Raw genomic sequence first — 16,584 nt, 5'->3', positions numbered from 1 at the left:
ACCTAACCAATTCGCACCTTGCGAGAGCGTCTCTTCACAGTTGGCGCAGATCTCGCTCTGTCGCTTTCAGTAGCTCTGGCGGCTTCGTCCATCGCGTTGAACTGCTCGATCCAACGGCGCCAATCGGGCAGCACCTTTTTCTGAACCTGCATGATGAGTTCGCCGACGTTCACAATAAGGGCTGCGCCAAGGCTCGGATTGAATGCTTTTAGTGGAATACCGAAATCGGTCTCCTCGCCCCGTCGAGCATATATTTCGACTGCATACCCTAGCTTATTGTATTCAGACTCAAGGTGCTCTACCTCGCTATTGCCCTCAGAGAGGGCTGTCGCCGGCGCACTTGGTTTGCGGTGAATTATAGCGGTCGCACCGTATACGAACTGCGTTGCGTCATGCCGCCGCCCCGCCTTGGCAATCCCCAACGATAGCTTGAGATCAATCAGCATACCCACAGCAAGGGCCATCGATGGCTCAAAGCCAAGCGTGATCATCTCTTGAGCAAATCTGATGATGAGCACAGCCTTTTTTGAATAGAGCCGAGCACCACCCTTTCCGGGATTTGATTTTCCGGAAAAGTCTAGCAGACCACGGTTGGCCCAATTCTGCAGGGAATGCGCAGCAATGCCTGTAAGTCGGCAAACGTCTTTTGCCGCGAACTCCAGCCTATCGTTTTCGTGCAGCGGCCAAAGCCACCGAAAATCTGACAAATCCGTCGTCTGCATCTGACAATCCTACGGTGGCGCGTCGAGGGGGAGTTTCGCTCGAACATTTGGAAGTGTCAAATGATATTTGCTGCCAAGTGAATAATTTCCAATTCGGTACAATAATGTGGCCCGCCAGCGTGAACCGGCGGGCCTTTTGGGGGCTTCCACAGCTCGTTAATGCAGATGCGCGCGAGCGCGATTGGCTTCTGCACCAAAGGCGATGATGCAGCGTATCATCCCAGCGACGTTGTGCACCCCGAGCCTGCGATAGGCATTTTGCCGGTGAGACTCGACGGTGCGGTGCGAAAGCTCCAACTTTCTCGCAATCTGCTTGCTTGTGAGGCCTTCGACAATGAGCCGGATAACCTGATGCTGGCGCTTGGTAAGCTTTGCCTTCATGGCTCACCCCTCCCTGCTGGTAGGATCAAGGCGTCCGCCGCTCGCTCGGTTGAGGAGGTTCTGGACCGTCATCGCGAGATCACGGACCTCGTGCATTAGTTGGTGCATGCCACTGACGGCATTTTCCGCGTCCGGGCTCGCCAATAGCACCCCTAGCATGGTGGCGTAGTTGAAGATGGTCCGCGCGCATTCGAATGCGTTGGAAAGATCGTTGAGGCTCGCCTCCGCGTCGGGCGAGATGTCGCCAGAGGGCTCTGGGCGTAGTTCTGCAATGGCTTGCATGGGTGGTTCTCTGGATCATAATCCGGTTTTTCAGGACCGGAGTGCCAGTGGGCAGCACTGGCGCCGGGAAGCTGAAAACGCCGCCAGAGACGACGCGCGACGGCCTTCCCCTTGCGGGTCTTGTATAGCCGCCGCCTTCCCGGCATAGTGCTGCCGTTCACGCTGGCGGCTAACCAGCGCGTCTACGTCTCGATGGCGACAGTTGATCCCGGCAAGGATCGCCCTGCCATCGCCCTGGTGCCAAACAGCCCCGGCAAGGGCTTTCAGCGGGAGTTTTCAGGCTCCGCCTGCACCGTATTCCTGATTTGCAGTGATTGCCAAGCCCCTCTGGGGCGGCTTTCGCGCGCCTAGTCCCAGAGGCTGCGGGTCACGTAGTCGCCTCGGGTGCCGTGTCCGTCATCAAACATGGCTTCGTCCAGCGATACGAGCGGGCTGTTGCCAAACTTTGCGAATTTCCCTGGATGCTGCCGATCGTAATCCTTCAAAAACCACCTGATATGCTGTTTCAGTTGGCCTCGATCTAAACGACCCTCAATCAGTTCGACGAAGATCGATTGGACCACGTCGTCTTTGCCGGGGAAGCCATCGGGTATCAGCCCGGGGATTACATGAGCATCAGCGGGGTCCCATTCGTATCTGAACGTTCCAGACGCGACGGCCGATATTGGATTGCGCCGGCAAACTCTGGTTTCGATCGTGTCCAGCACAAACTGATTGAATTCAGGATTTGCTCGGCGATAGCGATAAAAAACCGAAGGATGGATCAGTATCAATGTTCGATCGTAGTAGTTGCCGCTTCCCGGTGGACGGCCGTGGATGATCTGGTTGATCGTGGCTCCGTTTCGCAAAGCAGCCGATGCTTTTTCGATTTGCCCTGGCTCGAGGATGCCGGCCGCAGCGTTTCGACGCCTATCGCACCCGCGGCAACCTCGACAAATGTAGCCGTATCTATGGTACGTATATCTTAGATCCAGCGAGTGGCCGTGTTTACAGCATAGCTTGTACAGTTTGGGGGACTTGAGCGCGTCCGCCGCCTTTTCGTTGATTTTGGCAAGACGCCTTGCTTCGATCGCCCAAGCAGGGTGCAATTCGCAATGCTTCTTGAAACGTTGTGGCGTAACCAGAGCCGGCCCACATCGTTTATTGCCGGACGTGATCCTTCGTAGCGTCTCGCCTGCTGTTAGCCGCCGCATGAACTCGGCGGCGAGGTCTTCGGTCATGCCTGGAGGGACACCCATCCACTTCCGGCGCGCCGCGCTACGCTCCTCATGTGAACGGAATTTTTGGACACGGGACATGCTCGCCTCCACAAAGCGCGGAAATGCGCTGCGGAAGGGCGCGCCTGAGTCGGGGCGAGCCAAAGGCTCAAGAATGACAATTCACCGATTTGATAGGCACCACGAGGAATTGTGGCCCGTGATCGTTCCCAGCCACCAGCAATCGACAATTTGACTCTCACGGGCTCCGCGCTTCGATAGCGCCCATGACGAGACCGCCCCGACGCAATCGCACCGAACCTGATGGCCGCCCGCTCAAGATTACGCTTGGCGACCTGCGATCAACGGGCGTGCGCGACCTGATTGTGTTCTGCGAGGACTACAGGTGCAGCCATAACGTCAAACTCCCAGCCGAGTATGTTGACCGATGGCCGGACGCGCTCCGGATTTCACAGCTTGAGCCGCGGTTCGTCTGCACGGCTTGCGGCACGCGCGGGTCCAACATTGTCGCCGGCAGCAACGGCACCGAGCAAGCGATCTTGCCGAGAAAGAATAGCCGGCCGTGAATTGAGAATCGCCTATACGATCGGCATCAATTTGGCTGGGGCTGATCCATGAACATGAAAAGCGAGCGTCCCTATTCCGACCCCGAGGCCGCGGCTCGCAAGCTGATCGAATTGACCAAGATGATAGAGGCGGTTCAGGACGGTCGCATCCATATCGAGAAGATCAACGCACCGTTCCTATCGAAAGACGGCTGCAAAGCCACCGGGTCTGAATTTAGCGCCAGCATCAAGCACGCCATAGAGCGAGGTGGATCGAGCTGCACGAGAGCGGCACCTACGTCCGAATATTGACGCCAGGCGACACCCTCTCAGGCTGACCATCCGAATGCCGGAAGCGCCCTACTTGATTGGGTTTTTGACGTCTTCTCGCCACGGGTCGAGGTCGTGCCCCTTCAATTCATTGCCGCAGTTTATGCACTCGTAAGTGCGCTCGCGCCAATCGAGGTGCTTATCGGCCGACAGCATCGCAAAGCCACACCGCGGGCATTTAAGCATCATGGGTTCCGGCATAGTGCGCTGGGTAGTTGTCGGAACTACGCAGCGCAACCCCGTGCAATTCCGGGCCTAGCCAGCCGTTTGCCTACTGGGAAATTTACGGGTGGTCATAGGAACGGTCGATGGGTTGCCAGGTTTTCCCTTCGCCCTTCGCCGCCATGAAGGGCAGACCCCACTGGCCCCAGCTCCATACGAGCCCCCCTGCCCCCGGAGCTGGGGCCAATTTGATCATATGTTATTGCGCACAATTTGAGCGCGAGGAATGCTGAGCGAGTGCGCGCCGTTTGATTCGGCTGCGCCGAAACGGCTCCAGCGAAATTCCCGGCCAGCCCCGGATTGCGCTTGGGGCCGTTTTCGGCTTCAATCGCATGCGGTAAGAGCCGGTCCGCTACCACCCCTGCAGTCTTCCCCGCCTCGCGTGCCGCCCCTCAAAAAAGGGGTGTGCCCCCCTGTTACCGCCGTGAGATTGTCGCCAGAATTGGGGTACGCGGTAGCTACCTGGGCTGAAGCGGAGTCGGACGCTCTAGCCCGCTCACAAAGCGATAAGTCGCCACACCAACGGTAATTTCCCACAATGCTCGTAGCATCGAAACAAAGGCGCGAAAGTTCATCTATGGCGTTTGGGACTCGGAATGTGAGCGTGGTTGGCTTCGTCAATTTGCTCGCTCTGTCAGTCCCGCTCGTCGCCGCCACCATCACACTTTTTGCTGAACCGACGACTTGGGTAGATCTGATCTTTGACGACGCATACTATTATCTCGGAGTTGCATCGAATTTAGCTGTGAATTTGCGGAGCATGTTCGCGCCGCCGCTCGACACAAACGGATATCAGCCACTCTGGATGGCCATTTTGGCGGCCGCTTCATTTTTGGTCCGCGGCGATCATCACGCTCTCGCCGTCGTACTGCATCTGCTGATTTTCTGTGTCATCGGCACGTTTATGTTTCTATCGTCTCGGATATACGGAAAGGCTTGGCCTGCCGCATTGACCACGATCGCATTTCCAATGGTCTCATCTTCAGGATTGGAAACCGTCCTATGCCTACCAATTGCACTTCTGTATTTCCGATCTGATGGTTGGCAACGCGGAACATTTGCGACCCTTCTGTTCCTGGCGAGACTCGATGCGGTTGGTCTGATCATCGGAAGAGAGATTTTTCAATTCGCGATCGATAGACGGATCGACTATCGCTCGAACCTTCTTCTCGCGTTCGCCATCCTCACCTATCTTTTATTGAATTACACTTTCTTCGGTACGCCTCTTCCGATCTCTGGTTTGGCAAAAGCCGTTGGAAATAGACTTGGCCAAAATTTCCAGGCAGGTTTGGATATACTTAGATGGGCCATTGCGCCGACTTTAGCATTGGTCATCGTTTCGCTAGCCCCACGTCGCGCTGCCAACCTCAAGCATAAGCAAGAGATCAGCATTTGCATGTTTGCGATCGCTGCGTCTGCCGCTTACTACAGCATCTTTTCAGGTTGGCATATCTGGCATTGGTACGCCTGGCCTGTTGCTCTCCTTTTCTATTTTACTCTTCTGGTACTTTCGGAAACGAAGCCTGGACCACAAAAATGGATGGCAGTTTTTGTCTTGGTGTTGGAAACGCTATGGTCAAGCTCTGAATATTTAGTCCGCTACAACGCACCAATTCTAGCTGCCGCACACCTTCAAAATAAAACTCCCTCTTGGGGCGTCGCCAATGTGATCGAAGCAAGGCAGGCAGATAGCAACGCTATATTCGCGATGGGGGATCGAGCCGGAAGCTTTGGCTATTTTCTGCCCGCCGGGAGCCGCCTCATCCAAACAGAGGCAATCGTAGCGAATGTCGCCTACCTTAATGCAATTGTTGCGGGAAGAGTGTCTGAATTTCTTGCAGACGAAGGCGTAACAGACCTTGTAGTCGATCGCGGTAAATATTGGCTGCAAGACGGGGTTTATGCTGTACCTGAACCGATTCAAGCACTCTCTGCGCGTCTGGGCGTGACGCTGTTCTGTTTTCCGGCGAGCGCTATGATTGCACCCCTCAAGGAAAGACCGGCAAGGAAAATATTCAAATTCGGAGAGAGAACTACATGTCCGGATGACGCGAAAGACCGATTTGCAAAGCTAGTAAATACCTATGGGGGGATTCGCCGTGAAAGCTTGGGGCATCCCTAAATCGGCGCGACCACACCGAGACGCCGACACAGCGACAATTTGGTCCATTGCCCAAAGCGCTGCTCGTTGCCGGAGATCGCCTCCTGAATTACATTTTTGAACGCAGGCCCGAACCTTGAGCCCTTCTCGATGGCTTCTGGCAGACGATAAGCCGGTATTGTCATCGGCCGGCCACCGAGAGTTGCTTGGCGCCGGATTGGAGCGCCTGATAGACGGTCCTTCCGATCGCGTTGGTGTCAACCTGTCCACCGCCGCTATTGATGGTGATCCCTCCGAGATTGATCGTGACGTTTTGCGTGGCGTTGCCGAGGCTCTGACCAGGACGCCGCACCGATAGCAACTCGCCCGACGCGACCGGCACAGTCACCGTCATATTGTCGTTGGCGCTGTAGCCACCGGGGATGGTGATCTCCCCGCCCGTCGCCATGCCCTGCGAGCGGAAGCCGATATGGCTCGTCCTCGGGTCTTGCGAATAATACGGCGACAGCAGACTTTGGTTTGTGCTGTTCAAGCTGTCGGTGGACTTTGTTAGGCCATCGATCGAACTTTGCAGATTGATGATGGCCTGATCGCGGGCGACGGTTTCGGGTTGGGATTGAAGCCACGCAAGTTCATCTTGCAGATTGGCGGCCTTGACGGCGTTGTCGCCGGTCATTCCATTTTTGATCTGATAGAGGGAATCCACACTCTGAAATTGTTGTTGCGCGTCTACTCCAAACCGCTTTGCAACGTTTATCGCAGCATCAATACCTCCGTTGCGGAGCGCCTGAGTTATTTGCGCTTCCTGGACAGCACTGATGTCTGGGCTCTTCGACGCATTTGACCAGGCTTGATCGAGCGCGCTTCCGGAAAGTAGCCCGCTGTTCGCCAGAGATTGAACCCCCTGCTGCTGCCAGTTGTAGGACTGGTATCCGCTTTCTGCGTAAGCGCTATTGCCCTCGATCCCGTTCTTGAGTTGGAAGAATCCAAAGGAATTATCACCGCCGGGCGTGATGTCGGCATATTGCGCATCATGTGCAGCCCGAGCCGCAGCGCGTTCTGCTTCAGCAAGTCGATCGTATGCCTCGGCCGCCGCGTAAGCCTTGTCTGCCTGCCGTTCGAGTCCGTTTTCCAAAACGGCGTTCTTTAGAGCTATGGCAACATCAGTGTCTGCACCGGAATTGACTGCATTTTTATACGCGATCATTGCCGCCGTGGTCGCTTCTGTGCCATCGCGCGCTGCCCGGATCATGGCGGTATTGTCTTTAACGTTTTCGGTCTGCTGCTCGACTTTTGCATTGGCGGCGTCCACGCTGTTCGCCATTTGCTGGTTGGCAACCGACGCAGCCAGTGTCTCGTCGACGCCCTGGTGAATCAACGAATTATACGTCGCTTGCCCCTGCGCACCAATTCGCTCGGCGCCCGTAACCGCGCCAGCAGCGGCAGCCTGATTCTGGAGATTGAACAACATCTCCTTCGCGGACGAGTTGGCCTGCGCCTGCGACGCGGCAAAATTAGCGCTGGCGAGGGCAGCGGCATCCGTCGAGGTCTTGCCTTGATCTAGGTAGGTCGCATAGTCGGCGGCATACTGCGCAGCCATCTTTTGCGCGCCCCCGACGGCGTCGAGAACAGGCAGTTGATTTTGCAGGTTATTAAGCATGAAGAATCTTTCTTGCCTTGCGTATTGATGCGACATTGCTGGGAGCACGCTCGCGCGCCTGTCGCCACTTCACCCAATCGATTGACCCCGGCCGGATCAATTCGCCGACCTTGTCATCCCAGGTATGGACTCGACGCTGAAGTGCGCCGTTTCGATCCACTGTCGTCATGTCCATGTAACCGCCAACGATCGGGTGACCGTGAAATCGGCTCGGAATGCGACGCTGGACCTCCATCACCTGAAGGAGATCGACATCGCTCAACATTTCCGTCTCCGCCAGACTTCTCGGAAACTTCGCCTCGAAGAGTTGCTCCGCGGTCGGATGCGGATGCCAATTCAGGCCAAACTCAGGATGCAGCGGATAGACAACAAACGGTGGCCGCGCATGGGGGTTAGCGCCATCGCGATCTCTCCACTCCTCGAAGTCATCCATGAAGGCTGTAAAACCATCCGGCCCACCGATCTGATCGGACCAGCCAATCACCCACACGTCGCAAGCGGGCCACGCTCCCGGCTCGCAGACAGTGCTTGCATGCTCGCGCCACAACACCTGCAGAAGGAACGGCATGCGCTCCTTGGCATCATCGAACGACGTGAATGTCTCGCGGAAGGCATCAAAAACGAGATCCTGCCAACGGGAGGCGCCGAGCATCGTGACGGCGCATCTAATCTCGGGAAAGGCGCGGCACTTATCGACAAATTCAGCCACCACGCCATCCTGGAAATAAACCGCGGCATCAGTCGCTAAATGGATGCAGTTATGCTGTCGCAACATGATGGCAGCAGACATCTATTTGCCCTTTGCCAGTTCTGCGGTCATCGCGGCCCCCTGAAATCGAGGAGCGGGGAGCGCGATGTGGACACGTTCACCGCACTCCCCGTCCTCTGCTGCACCCAACATCCTAACGTCATGCAGCATTTCCCATCGCTCCAAGAAGATTGATGACGTTGCGGAACGAGGACGACACATCCGACGCAGCGGCACTTGCTCTTGCCCGAAGCGCTTCGTGTTTCGATTTCTCCGCGGCACGATCAGCGCCCGCGGCGTCTTCCAAAACCAGCGAGAAATCGGGCCTCGCAATAACCTTCGCATAGGCCTGCGATACCGCACCGCGCGAGACCAGGGAGATCTCATTCAATCTCGCGGATCGAACGAGGTAACATTGCTCCCCGGCGAGCTGCTTGGCCTCGGTCTCCACGGTTTCATAACCAACCGACATCGCCGCCATCCGGCCCGACTCGACGGCCCGAAGGGCCTTCTCGCCCGCATCTGTCGCCGGCACGGTCAAAATGAATGCGAGACCGACCTCATCGCTGCGCAGCATGAGATTGTCGTCGCTCGTGGCGACGAGCTGCCCCTCATCGTGGTCAATCAGGAACCGAACAGCCTGCTGCTTCGCCAAGGTTGTGGCGAAGCATCCGACCATCATGACCTCGATGCGCGACTTGTGAATGTGCGGTTTAGCGTATCGGGTGGCCCATCCACCGATGTAGCCTAAGACCCCGGCCTTGCGCGCGCCTCTGGTGGGGGTAATGGACCCCGGTCCGACGCGATCAATGCGTCCGGAGTTCAAATATTCGAGTTTCGGGCGGCCAAGAGGTGTCATGCCTTCCCCCCGAACTCTTTCGGAAGATCCCGTCGCTCCAGGAAGCCATCGGCGACGAGCTGTTTGAGAAACACGGCCAGGTGAGAATTCTTGTCTTTAGGGCTTCCGAGAAAATGTGGAAACGCTGGCTTAAGCCGAGCCCACTTCACCGAGCGGCGATCGAGCTTTTCGGCAAAATCGGTATAAGCGGAGTTCGCGCGATGCACCTCGATGAGTGCTGCGGCCAGCCTTGCGACCAATTCGCGATAGTGTGGAGCGACAAGCCTGCAGACGGCGGCCGATGCCTCAGCCGACTCTCGCCTCAACTGAGCCGTGACTTCGTGCTGCTTCCGATCGATCTCGGCAAGATCAACCTCAATCCTCGCCCGGCACTCAGGATTTGCTTCCGCGATTTCCGACTGTAGATGCGCCGCGGACTGGCGGAGGGAGGTCTGCAAGGCCGTCAATTCAGCATATCGGGTCGAGACCGCCTTCAGCGACGGTACGTCGCCCGCGATGGTGGGAGATGCGTCTTCAGTGACACTCTCGACGAGTTGGACCGGCGGACGTTTACGTGCGAACATGTGCGAGTTCCTAATCTGACACTCGCAATGTGCATCGCGCTGACTAGCCACTTAAATATTTTCGTGGCTACTTTTTTTGTGCGCGATCCATTTTCTTCGTAGGCGCTCGCGTACTGACTTCCACTTTGAATCGTGTTTTGCAATTCGCCTCGCAACACGAGTCAGAGCTGCATACTCGGAGCGAGCTACACCGGACTCGATCAGACTCGCGACCTCGTCCAGCGCCCCATCGTCATTGATCGGCGTGCGCCCAGGAGGAACTGGTTGGAAGTACGCCCTTTCGGCCCGGCGCCACGCGGCAGCGCACGCTGGTGTCGGCGCATCAGCGATCAAAGCGTCGAAGCGTGATTCGGCATCGCTGCTGTCCGTCATTTCTCGTCCCACGGCCGTGGCCCCGCCGGGAGATCATTGATCCTGCGGCCCGCCGTCCTGGGGTGCATCAAAGCCTGGGGCGTCAGGCGAAGGGCACGAGCGCAGGCTGATATGGCGCGAGTCTCGCGCTCCGCCATCGCAAACAGCTTGTCGAGCCGCTCCAGGCCGCCATCGACCCTGGTCCACTCCACCTCGAACTGTGCGATCTGCATTTCCAACAGGCGCGCTCGGCAGGCATGCCTGCAGTAAGCAATCAGGATCGGATGGGCAGCCCGTGTGAGCCAGTTGCCCGGCATCGACCCAACCGCGTCACGCCAGATCATGGCCTGCGCGTCGGTCAACTCCGCAGGAGGCTGAGCCGGCATGCTCGTCCCCGCCGCTACGACGACGCTCGCAACCTCTGCAGCTGATTTACGGCCACGCTTCAATTGTATCTCCGAAAAAATGGACGATTAGCAAAAGGTGGCGCTGGAGCCGGTTTCAAGGCACCCCGGCAAACCTTCAGACTCCCCCCGCCAAGCCACAGCCACATTGGCGAGGCGAGGAAATCAATTTGGCTTTGTGCGAGTTTTTGGCCTTGGCCGGTTCGGGCACTCCATCGGCTTTCCCCTTGATGTCCCCCGGACACCTCAATTCTTTCAACGTGTTCGTCATGTTCGGTTCTGTTCTGTTCGGTGTTCGGAAGGGGCATGTTCGGTGTTCGGTTCGGTTCGGGGGTCTTTAGACCCCGAACAAACCGAACATCATGCTTGGGAACGCCAACGGTCGGCGTATTCGCGGACTAGTCCCGCTCGCTTCAGGATCGACCTCGCGTCTGTGAGGTCGGCTCTGCGTCGCGCTCCGATGCCGGCATCTCGAGACCTTGCGTTCCACTCCTCGGTTAGCAGACCATCGCGGCCTGCTTCCTGGAGTATCGCCAGCATGGTCTTGGCATTGGCGCTGAGCCGCGGTCCGACCGACGTCGGTGGTGGTGGTGCGTCTGCCGGAACCGCCACGGCAGCGGTGGTGCCGTCCTGGGAGATCTCCACCGAGTCGATCGTGAAGCTGATCCCCTCGCCCTCTTCGCTATCGTTGGCCTTCACGACTCTCGCTGAGCGCGCCGCGCCGCCGTTGGCAACGGCAATAGTGGTATCTACGGCACCGAGCAGGGCGCCATGACCACGCAAGCGATCGGAGTCATGGGGAATATGGTGCACCAACAGGATGTGAGCCTGCGTGTCCTCCTGGAGCTTGGCGGTTACGGTAACAAGTGCGCCCATATCCTTCGGGCTGTTCTCGTCCCCACCAGCAAGCGCCCTTGAAACCGTGTCAATGACGATTAGGACCACGGCCTGGCCGGTCTTGTGCTCGACTTCTCGGCATATCTCCGCGATCTGCGCCGCTGTAGTTACATCGCGGAAGTCGTACACACCGCCGACGATCGCAAAAGGCACATTCCTCAGGCCATGCTTGTTTCTGAACGCGATGGCCCTGCGCTCCACCAACCGTTTGCGCTCTAGTGCGATGTAAACAACGGAACCGCGCGCTACAGCCCGACCATGCCAATCGCAGCCTGCCGCAATGTGCAGGGCCATGTCCTCGATGATGACCCCCTTACCGCAGCCTGGAGGGCCATAGAATGCGCTCAGTTCGCCTGCGCCGAGCATCCTGTCGACAAGCCACGCCTTCGATGCCTCCGCGTCCAAATCGTCATAAAGCACGAACAGCGGCGCGGCCGACTTGGGGCTGACTGCCTCCACCTTCTCTCCGACAATGATCGTTCGCATATTCATGCCGCGTCCTCCGCAACGTCGGAGGATGGCAGGTCGCGCCCGTCGCGATCGGCAAGCAGGTTCAGAAAATCGTTCCAGTCCCCGCATTGATCCGGCGGCGACCGCAGATAGACGCTACGTCCTAGCGTAGTGTGAACATCCGCTGCCCGCTTGGCGGCGGTGCGGCCAGGCCCGTCATTGTCGCAGAAGACATGCACCTCCCGGACATCGGGCGGTAATTCGACGCTGTGAAGCCGCGCAGCTCCCAGCGATGCCCATACCGTCACGCCTGTCATCTGCATTGCGGAAAGCGCCGTCTCAACGCCCTCAGCTAGCCCCATGACCGCGTTTGCTGCCCCCAAGCGCACGGCGCCCGTGCCGAGATTGCCGGTTGTCAGGCGCTTCGATGCCGCCTTCTCGCCCTCCCCGGTTAGCCATGTCTGCTGGATCGCTATGATCTTGCCGTCTGGAGCCTGAACACCCGCCACCATTGATCGGCGATCCAGCCGGCAGCGTAGCATTTTGGGTCGCAGATAGATTCCGCGACGATTTAGATACTCATCGACAACGGTTTCCTGCGCCTCGACGGTCGCCCGCCATATCGTCAAAGCCCCGACATCAGGTTGGGGCTCGAATCTGCGCACGACGGACGGCTTGAACTTCGTGGCCGCAAGCTGTTTTCCGTCGACCAGCCCGCGGTGCTTCAGCTCGTCCAGGATGTCGGCGAATTCGCAGCCGGCAAAGCAGCGGAGCAGCAGCCGCCCGTCGTCACCGTCACTGACGGACAGCGAGGGACTGCGATCTCCGCGCCCCTTGCCGTGGCTCGGAACCGGGCACGGCACCAGCCAGCCATTGCCATTGCGCCGGCCCCTAAGGGCGTGACCGATGACATCTGCGCTCATCGCGGCCCTCCCGCAAAGGCGAGGCTTGCGATGGTGCAGGCGGTGGCGTGGCAAAAGCAGTAGATTCGGCGCAGCTTCCCGGCTTGAAATTCAAGCGGCGTAGTGTCAGAATCGATTTCGTTACCCAATCTCTGCGATCCCGCCCTGCCGCTCTCCCCAGACGCGGCGGGGCTTCGCATTTCAGGTGCCTCCATGCGGCACCTCCGACGTTCCAACTTCGGGCCAACTAGGCCCGCTTTGGGCCACCCCACCAGTCAGAACAGCCGCTGAAATTATTGCGGTATTGTCTGGCCTGTCACGCCGGAGGTCGCGGGTTCGAGCCCCGTCTCTCGCGCCATTTTTGGCAACATCTTCAAAAGCTTAGCAACAGATCTTCAGCCCACTCGCTGGTGCCGTATCGTTGTCGATCGCGGGATGGCGGGAACACGCCCGATTTGTTTGATGGATCGCGCGAAATCCCGGCCTGCGGAGGACCGGCATAGTCAGTCCCATCCCGAATCGTCTAGCCCTTGCGGGAACTTGGCAGTTTGGGAGCTTCACAAGCTTCCGCGCGACATCCGAGGAGGCCAGACATGGCTAAGAAAGATTCGGCGAAGAAGGCAGCTGCTCCAGCCACGATCACGCTCAAGCACCTGGCGGCCGACATCGCCGAAAGCCAGGACCTCTCCAAGAAGCATGCCGAGGCCGTCCTGACCGACATGGTCGACCTGATCACCAAGCATTTGAAGAAGGGCGACCGCGTCCGCATCGTGGGCCTTGGCATCCTCCAGGTCCGCAAGCGCGCCGCCCGCACCGGCCGCAATCCCGCCACGGGCGAAGCCATCCACATCAAGGCCAGCAAGAAGGTCGCGTTCCGCCCGGTCAAGGAACTGAAGGAAGCGATCTGAACGCTACCTTTCGTTAAGCCTGATCCGCCCACGTCCGGCCGCAACGCGGCCCGCTTTTCTGATATACCGCCTGCATCCCCCTGACACCGGCGGTTTGACCAGAAATGTCCTCCCTCACCTTTTCGCATACCGTGACCGAGCGCTTCCTGCGCTACGTCACCATCGACACCCAGTCCGATCCGAATTCCCCCGCCTCGCCCTCGACCGAGAAGCAGAAGGATCTCGGCCGCGTTCTCGTCACCGAATTGAAGGCCATGGGCGTCGCAGACGCCCATCTCGACGACTACGGCTACGTCTACGCAACGATCGCGGCCAACACGCCCAAGAAAGTGCCGGTGATCTGCTTCTGCTCGCACATGGACACCTCGCCCGACGTCACCGGCAAGGACGTCAAGCCGCAAGTGCTGAAGAACTATCGCGGCGGCGACATCACCCTGCCGGCCGATCCCAGCCAGGTGATCCGCTTCACTGAACATCCGGCGCTGAAGAACCAGATCGGCAACGACATCATCACCACCGACGGCACAACGCTGCTGGGCGCCGACAACAAGGCCGGCGTCGCGGAGATCATGGATGCCGCGCACTTCTTCATCAACAACCCCGATGTGAAGCACGGCACCATCAAGATCCTGTTCACGCCGGATGAAGAGATCGGCCGCGGCGTCGACAATGTCGACATCAAGAAACTTGGCGCGGATTTCGGCTACACCATGGACGGCGAGAGCGCCGGCAGCGTCGAAGACGAAACGTTCTCCGCCGACGGCGCCACCATCACCATCACCGGCGTCAGCGCCCATCCCGGCTATGCCAAGGGCAAGATGGAGCACGCGATCAAGATTGCTGCCGCCATCGTCGAGCGTCTGCCGAAGGAAGGCTGCTCGCCGGAGACCACGTCGGGCAAACAGGGGTTCCTGCATCCCGTCGGCGTCGAGGGCGCGCTGGAGCAGGCGACGCTCTCCCTCATCGTCCGCGACTTCACCGAGGAAGGGTTGAAGGAGAAGGAAGTTCTGCTCGAAAACATCGTCAAGGACGTCATGAAGGAATACCCGCGCTCGACCTACAAGTTCGAGGTCAGGGAGCAGTACCGCAACATGAAGCAGGTGATCGACCGTCACCCGCACATCCTCGAATACGCGATCGAGGCGATCCGCCGCGCCGGGCTGCGCCCGATGCGCACGGCAATCCGCGGCGGCACCGACGGCTCGCGCCTGTCCTTCATGGGCCTGCCCTGCCCCAACATCTTTGCCGGCGAGCACGCGTTTCATTCGCGGCTCGAATGGGTCAGCCGGCAGGACATGGAGAAGGCAGTGCAGACCATCGTGCATCTTGCGATGATCTGGGAAGAGAAGGCGTAAGCGAGCCTTCTCCCCTTACGGCACCGGCATCGCGCGCCGGCCGCGATGGAAGCGGTTGGAGCTCGCCATCCAGTTCGGCAGCGGCTCGCCATCGCGGTGACGTCCGCCGGCGACGGCCGCGGCCCAGGCCACGGCGGCACCGATCAGGGCCGCCGCCGCAATCGAGAAGGCGACGATCACCGAATTGCGTCTGATACGGCTGATCGCCGTGTGAGAGTCGGCGATCGAAGCATCGACGCGACGCTCGGCGTCGGGCGCTGACAGTCCCGTCAACGCGCCGACCTGCTGCACGAGATAGTTGCGATCGTCGATGCTGACGCCGCTATGGCTCGATGACGTCATCAGGATGCGTCCAGCCTCCGCGCGAGCTTCCCGCATGTCGGTGTTGGGAGGACGGCGCGGCGCGCGGTACAGCTTGTCGAGCTCGTAGCTCAAGAGCGGTTCGGCGGTGCTCGTGTTGCCGCTCGCGCTGCGCGTCGGCGAGCGTTCGATCGCCGCGGCACCGATGATCGCCAGCAGCGCAGCACCGATCAGCACGGCCAGCGCCCATGACGTCAGCCCGTGCAGCCCGTCGCGCCGCTCGCCGTCATCCTCGATCGTTGCCAGCGCAGGCGCCGGTCGTGCCGTCCGGCCGGCGATATAGCCGCCGAAGCCGAAACTGACGATCGCCTGAATGATCAGATACAACCCCGACAGCAGCGCGAGCGCCGTCGATGCATCGCGCCAGGTCGGCGAGGCCGAGCTGACACCGAGGCCGATGGCCACGCCAAAGCTGACCAGAATGAACGACATTGCGCCTGAGGCAAAAGCGCCGGCAATGACGGAGCTCCACTGGATGCTCCCCCGTTCCTCGGCGGCCGTGAAGCCGCCTTCCATCAAGTTATCCTGTACGAGCGTTTCGATCGCCATCGGTCGTCTCGCTAACGCAGGCCGAAGAACGACAAGATCGCCATGATCACGACGATCAGGCCGATCAGATAAATCAGTCCGTCCATAGTCCCATCCTCCTCAAAGGCTCCGGAGCGCTAATGAGAGGGGCTGGCGAATGTTCCTAATTTTGGCAGGGCCTGGGAACGAACCGGCGGAGCGTGAATTGTCTCTGCAAGTCCCAACGGATGAAGATTGTGAGCACAAGAGGCCTCAGCCGGTCAGCCCCGGCTGGGGCCTTTTGGTTTTTGTCGTGCGACATCGAGTTCCCCACACGTAACAATGTTGCGGGTCGACACTGTTCCAGCCGCCGTGCTACCGGAAGCGGATCAGGAACTGAGTGACCTCGTGACCGCGATCCGCCGCCCCCAAAGCTTTTGGTCCCTGCGCAACTGGCGCGGGCTCGTGGCAGTGCTGGTCGCAACCATGTACCTGTTCTCGGGCCTGCTCCATGGCGCGCACGATATCGATGTCACCAGCCCCTCGGGCGGTTCGGAGATCGCCTCGCTCCTCGACACCGGTTTTGACGGCCACGGCGATCACAAAGCGCTGGGCGGCCATCACTGCCACGGCTGCTTCTCGATCGCCGTTGCGCAGTCCGTGCAATCCGAGGTGGCGGCTGATATCGTTCCAGCGCCGGTCATGCAGCGCGTGCCTGCGCTTGTAGGCGTCCCGCCCGACACCGACTCTCGGCCCCCAAAACCCCTGACCTGAACCGATCAGCCGGGCGCTGCGTGCGCCCACGATGCTCTCGTTCACA

At 59.2% G+C, this 16,584-nt stretch carries 17 protein-coding genes; 5 read left to right on the top strand and 12 right to left on the bottom strand.

The annotated features are described in order from the left end of the window. Nucleotides 1–2: 2 nt before the first annotated feature. The 4 genes from XH90_RS17315 to XH90_RS17300 all read right to left on the bottom strand — a co-directional run bounded on the left by XH90_RS17315 (nucleotide 3) and on the right by XH90_RS17300 (nucleotide 2,683). Nucleotides 3–722 carry a MerR family transcriptional regulator gene (locus XH90_RS17315; RefSeq protein ID WP_194475587.1) on the bottom strand — a complete coding sequence of 240 codons (720 nt, stop codon included), beginning with the start codon at nucleotides 720–722 and terminating at the stop codon, nucleotides 3–5. Nucleotides 723–878: 156 nt separating this feature from the next. Then, nucleotides 879–1,103, bottom strand: a complete 225-nt coding sequence (locus XH90_RS17310) for a LuxR C-terminal-related transcriptional regulator (RefSeq protein ID WP_194475586.1) — start codon at nucleotides 1,101–1,103, stop codon at nucleotides 879–881. Nucleotides 1,104–1,106: 3 nt separating this feature from the next. After that, nucleotides 1,107–1,385 carry a hypothetical protein gene (locus XH90_RS17305; protein WP_194475585.1) on the bottom strand — a complete coding sequence of 93 codons (279 nt, stop codon included), beginning with the start codon at nucleotides 1,383–1,385 and terminating at the stop codon, nucleotides 1,107–1,109. Nucleotides 1,386–1,732: 347 nt separating this feature from the next. Then, a complete protein-coding gene (locus XH90_RS17300) occupies nucleotides 1,733–2,683 on the bottom strand; it encodes a hypothetical protein (protein ID WP_194475584.1) in 951 nt (316 codons plus the stop codon). 533 nt (nucleotides 2,684–3,216) lie between these two features. Between XH90_RS17300 and XH90_RS17295 the strand changes: the two genes are divergently transcribed. Both XH90_RS17295 and XH90_RS17290 read left to right on the top strand, forming a co-directional pair. Continuing rightward, nucleotides 3,217–3,459 (top strand): hypothetical protein, encoded by a 243-nt coding sequence (locus XH90_RS17295; RefSeq protein WP_371748246.1) that lies wholly within the window; start codon nucleotides 3,217–3,219, stop codon nucleotides 3,457–3,459. An 844-nt stretch (nucleotides 3,460–4,303) separates the two neighbouring features. After that, nucleotides 4,304–5,821: a hypothetical protein gene (locus XH90_RS17290; RefSeq protein ID WP_194475583.1), complete on the top strand. Its 1,518-nt coding sequence runs from the start codon at nucleotides 4,304–4,306 to the stop codon at nucleotides 5,819–5,821. 160 nt (nucleotides 5,822–5,981) lie between these two features. Here the strand turns inward: XH90_RS17290 and XH90_RS17285 are convergent, their stop codons facing one another. From XH90_RS17285 to XH90_RS17250, 7 genes are all read right to left on the bottom strand, one after another. Next, nucleotides 5,982–7,460: a hypothetical protein gene (locus XH90_RS17285; RefSeq protein ID WP_194475582.1), complete on the bottom strand. Its 1,479-nt coding sequence runs from the start codon at nucleotides 7,458–7,460 to the stop codon at nucleotides 5,982–5,984. Next, a complete protein-coding gene (locus XH90_RS17280; protein WP_194475581.1) occupies nucleotides 7,453–8,250 on the bottom strand; it encodes a hypothetical protein in 798 nt (265 codons plus the stop codon). Before XH90_RS17280 ends, XH90_RS17285 begins: the two co-directional genes overlap by 8 nt. A gap of 118 nt (nucleotides 8,251–8,368) precedes the next feature. Then, the gene (locus XH90_RS17275) at nucleotides 8,369–9,067 is read right to left on the bottom strand and encodes an HK97 family phage prohead protease (protein ID WP_194475580.1); all 699 of its coding nucleotides are present in this window, start codon (nucleotides 9,065–9,067) and stop codon (nucleotides 8,369–8,371) included. Next, complete coding sequence (locus XH90_RS17270) at nucleotides 9,064–9,630, bottom strand: hypothetical protein (protein ID WP_194475579.1); 567 nt, start codon at nucleotides 9,628–9,630, stop codon at nucleotides 9,064–9,066. Before XH90_RS17270 ends, XH90_RS17275 begins: the two co-directional genes overlap by 4 nt. Before the next feature lie 368 nt (nucleotides 9,631–9,998). Further along, nucleotides 9,999–10,367 (bottom strand): hypothetical protein, encoded by a 369-nt coding sequence (locus tag XH90_RS17260; protein WP_194475577.1) that lies wholly within the window; start codon nucleotides 10,365–10,367, stop codon nucleotides 9,999–10,001. Between the two features lie 378 nt (nucleotides 10,368–10,745). Beyond that, nucleotides 10,746–11,774 carry an AAA family ATPase gene (locus XH90_RS17255; protein ID WP_194475576.1) on the bottom strand — a complete coding sequence of 343 codons (1,029 nt, stop codon included), beginning with the start codon at nucleotides 11,772–11,774 and terminating at the stop codon, nucleotides 10,746–10,748. Further along, nucleotides 11,771–12,655: a toprim domain-containing protein gene (locus XH90_RS17250; RefSeq protein WP_194475575.1), complete on the bottom strand. Its 885-nt coding sequence runs from the start codon at nucleotides 12,653–12,655 to the stop codon at nucleotides 11,771–11,773. The genes XH90_RS17255 and XH90_RS17250 overlap by 4 nt, the downstream gene beginning before the upstream one ends. 572 nt (nucleotides 12,656–13,227) lie before the next feature. On the opposite strand from XH90_RS17250, the gene XH90_RS17245 reads away from it, so the two are divergent. Together XH90_RS17245 and pepT are read left to right on the top strand one after the other, a co-directional pair. Beyond that, on the top strand, nucleotides 13,228–13,542 hold the full coding sequence (locus XH90_RS17245; RefSeq protein ID WP_018642395.1) for an HU family DNA-binding protein: 315 nt from the start codon (nucleotides 13,228–13,230) through the stop codon (nucleotides 13,540–13,542). A 104-nt stretch (nucleotides 13,543–13,646) separates the two neighbouring features. Beyond that, complete coding sequence (gene pepT / locus XH90_RS17240) at nucleotides 13,647–14,897, top strand: peptidase T (protein WP_194475574.1); 1,251 nt, start codon at nucleotides 13,647–13,649, stop codon at nucleotides 14,895–14,897. A gap of 15 nt (nucleotides 14,898–14,912) precedes the next feature. Here pepT and XH90_RS17235 read toward each other — a convergent pair whose 3' ends face one another. Then, nucleotides 14,913–15,806, bottom strand: a complete 894-nt coding sequence (locus XH90_RS17235) for a hypothetical protein (protein WP_194475573.1) — start codon at nucleotides 15,804–15,806, stop codon at nucleotides 14,913–14,915. Nucleotides 15,807–16,106: 300 nt separating this feature from the next. Here XH90_RS17235 and XH90_RS17230 point away from each other — a divergent pair, with 300 nt between their 5' ends. Beyond that, nucleotides 16,107–16,538 carry a hypothetical protein gene (locus XH90_RS17230; protein ID WP_371748245.1) on the top strand — a complete coding sequence of 144 codons (432 nt, stop codon included), beginning with the start codon at nucleotides 16,107–16,109 and terminating at the stop codon, nucleotides 16,536–16,538. Nucleotides 16,539–16,584: the final 46 nt, after the last annotated feature.

The sequence above is a fragment of the Bradyrhizobium sp. CCBAU 53338 genome (assembly GCF_015291665.1).
In the GTDB taxonomy this organism is placed as follows: domain Bacteria; phylum Pseudomonadota; class Alphaproteobacteria; order Rhizobiales; family Xanthobacteraceae; genus Bradyrhizobium.
This window is presented reverse-complemented; position numbering and strand designations above follow the sequence as displayed.

What these genes read in the sequence shown, in the direction of transcription:
- XH90_RS17315 (WP_194475587.1), bottom strand. Translation starts at nt 722, where the DNA reads ATGCAGACGACGGATTTGTCAGATTTTCGGTGGCTTTGGCCGCTGCAC.
- XH90_RS17310 (WP_194475586.1), bottom strand. Translation starts at nt 1,103, where the DNA reads ATGAAGGCAAAGCTTACCAAGCGCCAGCATCAGGTTATCCGGCTCATT.
- XH90_RS17305 (WP_194475585.1), bottom strand. Translation starts at nt 1,385, where the DNA reads ATGCAAGCCATTGCAGAACTACGCCCAGAGCCCTCTGGCGACATCTCG.
- XH90_RS17300 (WP_194475584.1), bottom strand. Translation starts at nt 2,683, where the DNA reads ATGTCCCGTGTCCAAAAATTCCGTTCACATGAGGAGCGTAGCGCGGCG.
- XH90_RS17295 (WP_371748246.1), top strand. Translation starts at nt 3,217, where the DNA reads ATGAACATGAAAAGCGAGCGTCCCTATTCCGACCCCGAGGCCGCGGCT.
- XH90_RS17285 (WP_194475582.1), bottom strand. Translation starts at nt 7,460, where the DNA reads ATGCTTAATAACCTGCAAAATCAACTGCCTGTTCTCGACGCCGTCGGG.
- XH90_RS17280 (WP_194475581.1), bottom strand. Translation starts at nt 8,250, where the DNA reads ATGTCTGCTGCCATCATGTTGCGACAGCATAACTGCATCCATTTAGCG.
- XH90_RS17275 (WP_194475580.1), bottom strand. Translation starts at nt 9,067, where the DNA reads ATGACACCTCTTGGCCGCCCGAAACTCGAATATTTGAACTCCGGACGC.
- XH90_RS17270 (WP_194475579.1), bottom strand. Translation starts at nt 9,630, where the DNA reads ATGTTCGCACGTAAACGTCCGCCGGTCCAACTCGTCGAGAGTGTCACT.
- XH90_RS17260 (WP_194475577.1), bottom strand. Translation starts at nt 10,367, where the DNA reads ATGCCGGCTCAGCCTCCTGCGGAGTTGACCGACGCGCAGGCCATGATC.
- XH90_RS17255 (WP_194475576.1), bottom strand. Translation starts at nt 11,774, where the DNA reads ATGAATATGCGAACGATCATTGTCGGAGAGAAGGTGGAGGCAGTCAGC.
- XH90_RS17250 (WP_194475575.1), bottom strand. Translation starts at nt 12,655, where the DNA reads ATGAGCGCAGATGTCATCGGTCACGCCCTTAGGGGCCGGCGCAATGGC.
- XH90_RS17245 (WP_018642395.1), top strand. Translation starts at nt 13,228, where the DNA reads ATGGCTAAGAAAGATTCGGCGAAGAAGGCAGCTGCTCCAGCCACGATC.
- pepT (WP_194475574.1), top strand. Translation starts at nt 13,647, where the DNA reads ATGTCCTCCCTCACCTTTTCGCATACCGTGACCGAGCGCTTCCTGCGC.
- XH90_RS17235 (WP_194475573.1), bottom strand. Translation starts at nt 15,806, where the DNA reads ATGGCGATCGAAACGCTCGTACAGGATAACTTGATGGAAGGCGGCTTC.
- XH90_RS17230 (WP_371748245.1), top strand. Translation starts at nt 16,107, where the DNA reads ATGTTGCGGGTCGACACTGTTCCAGCCGCCGTGCTACCGGAAGCGGAT.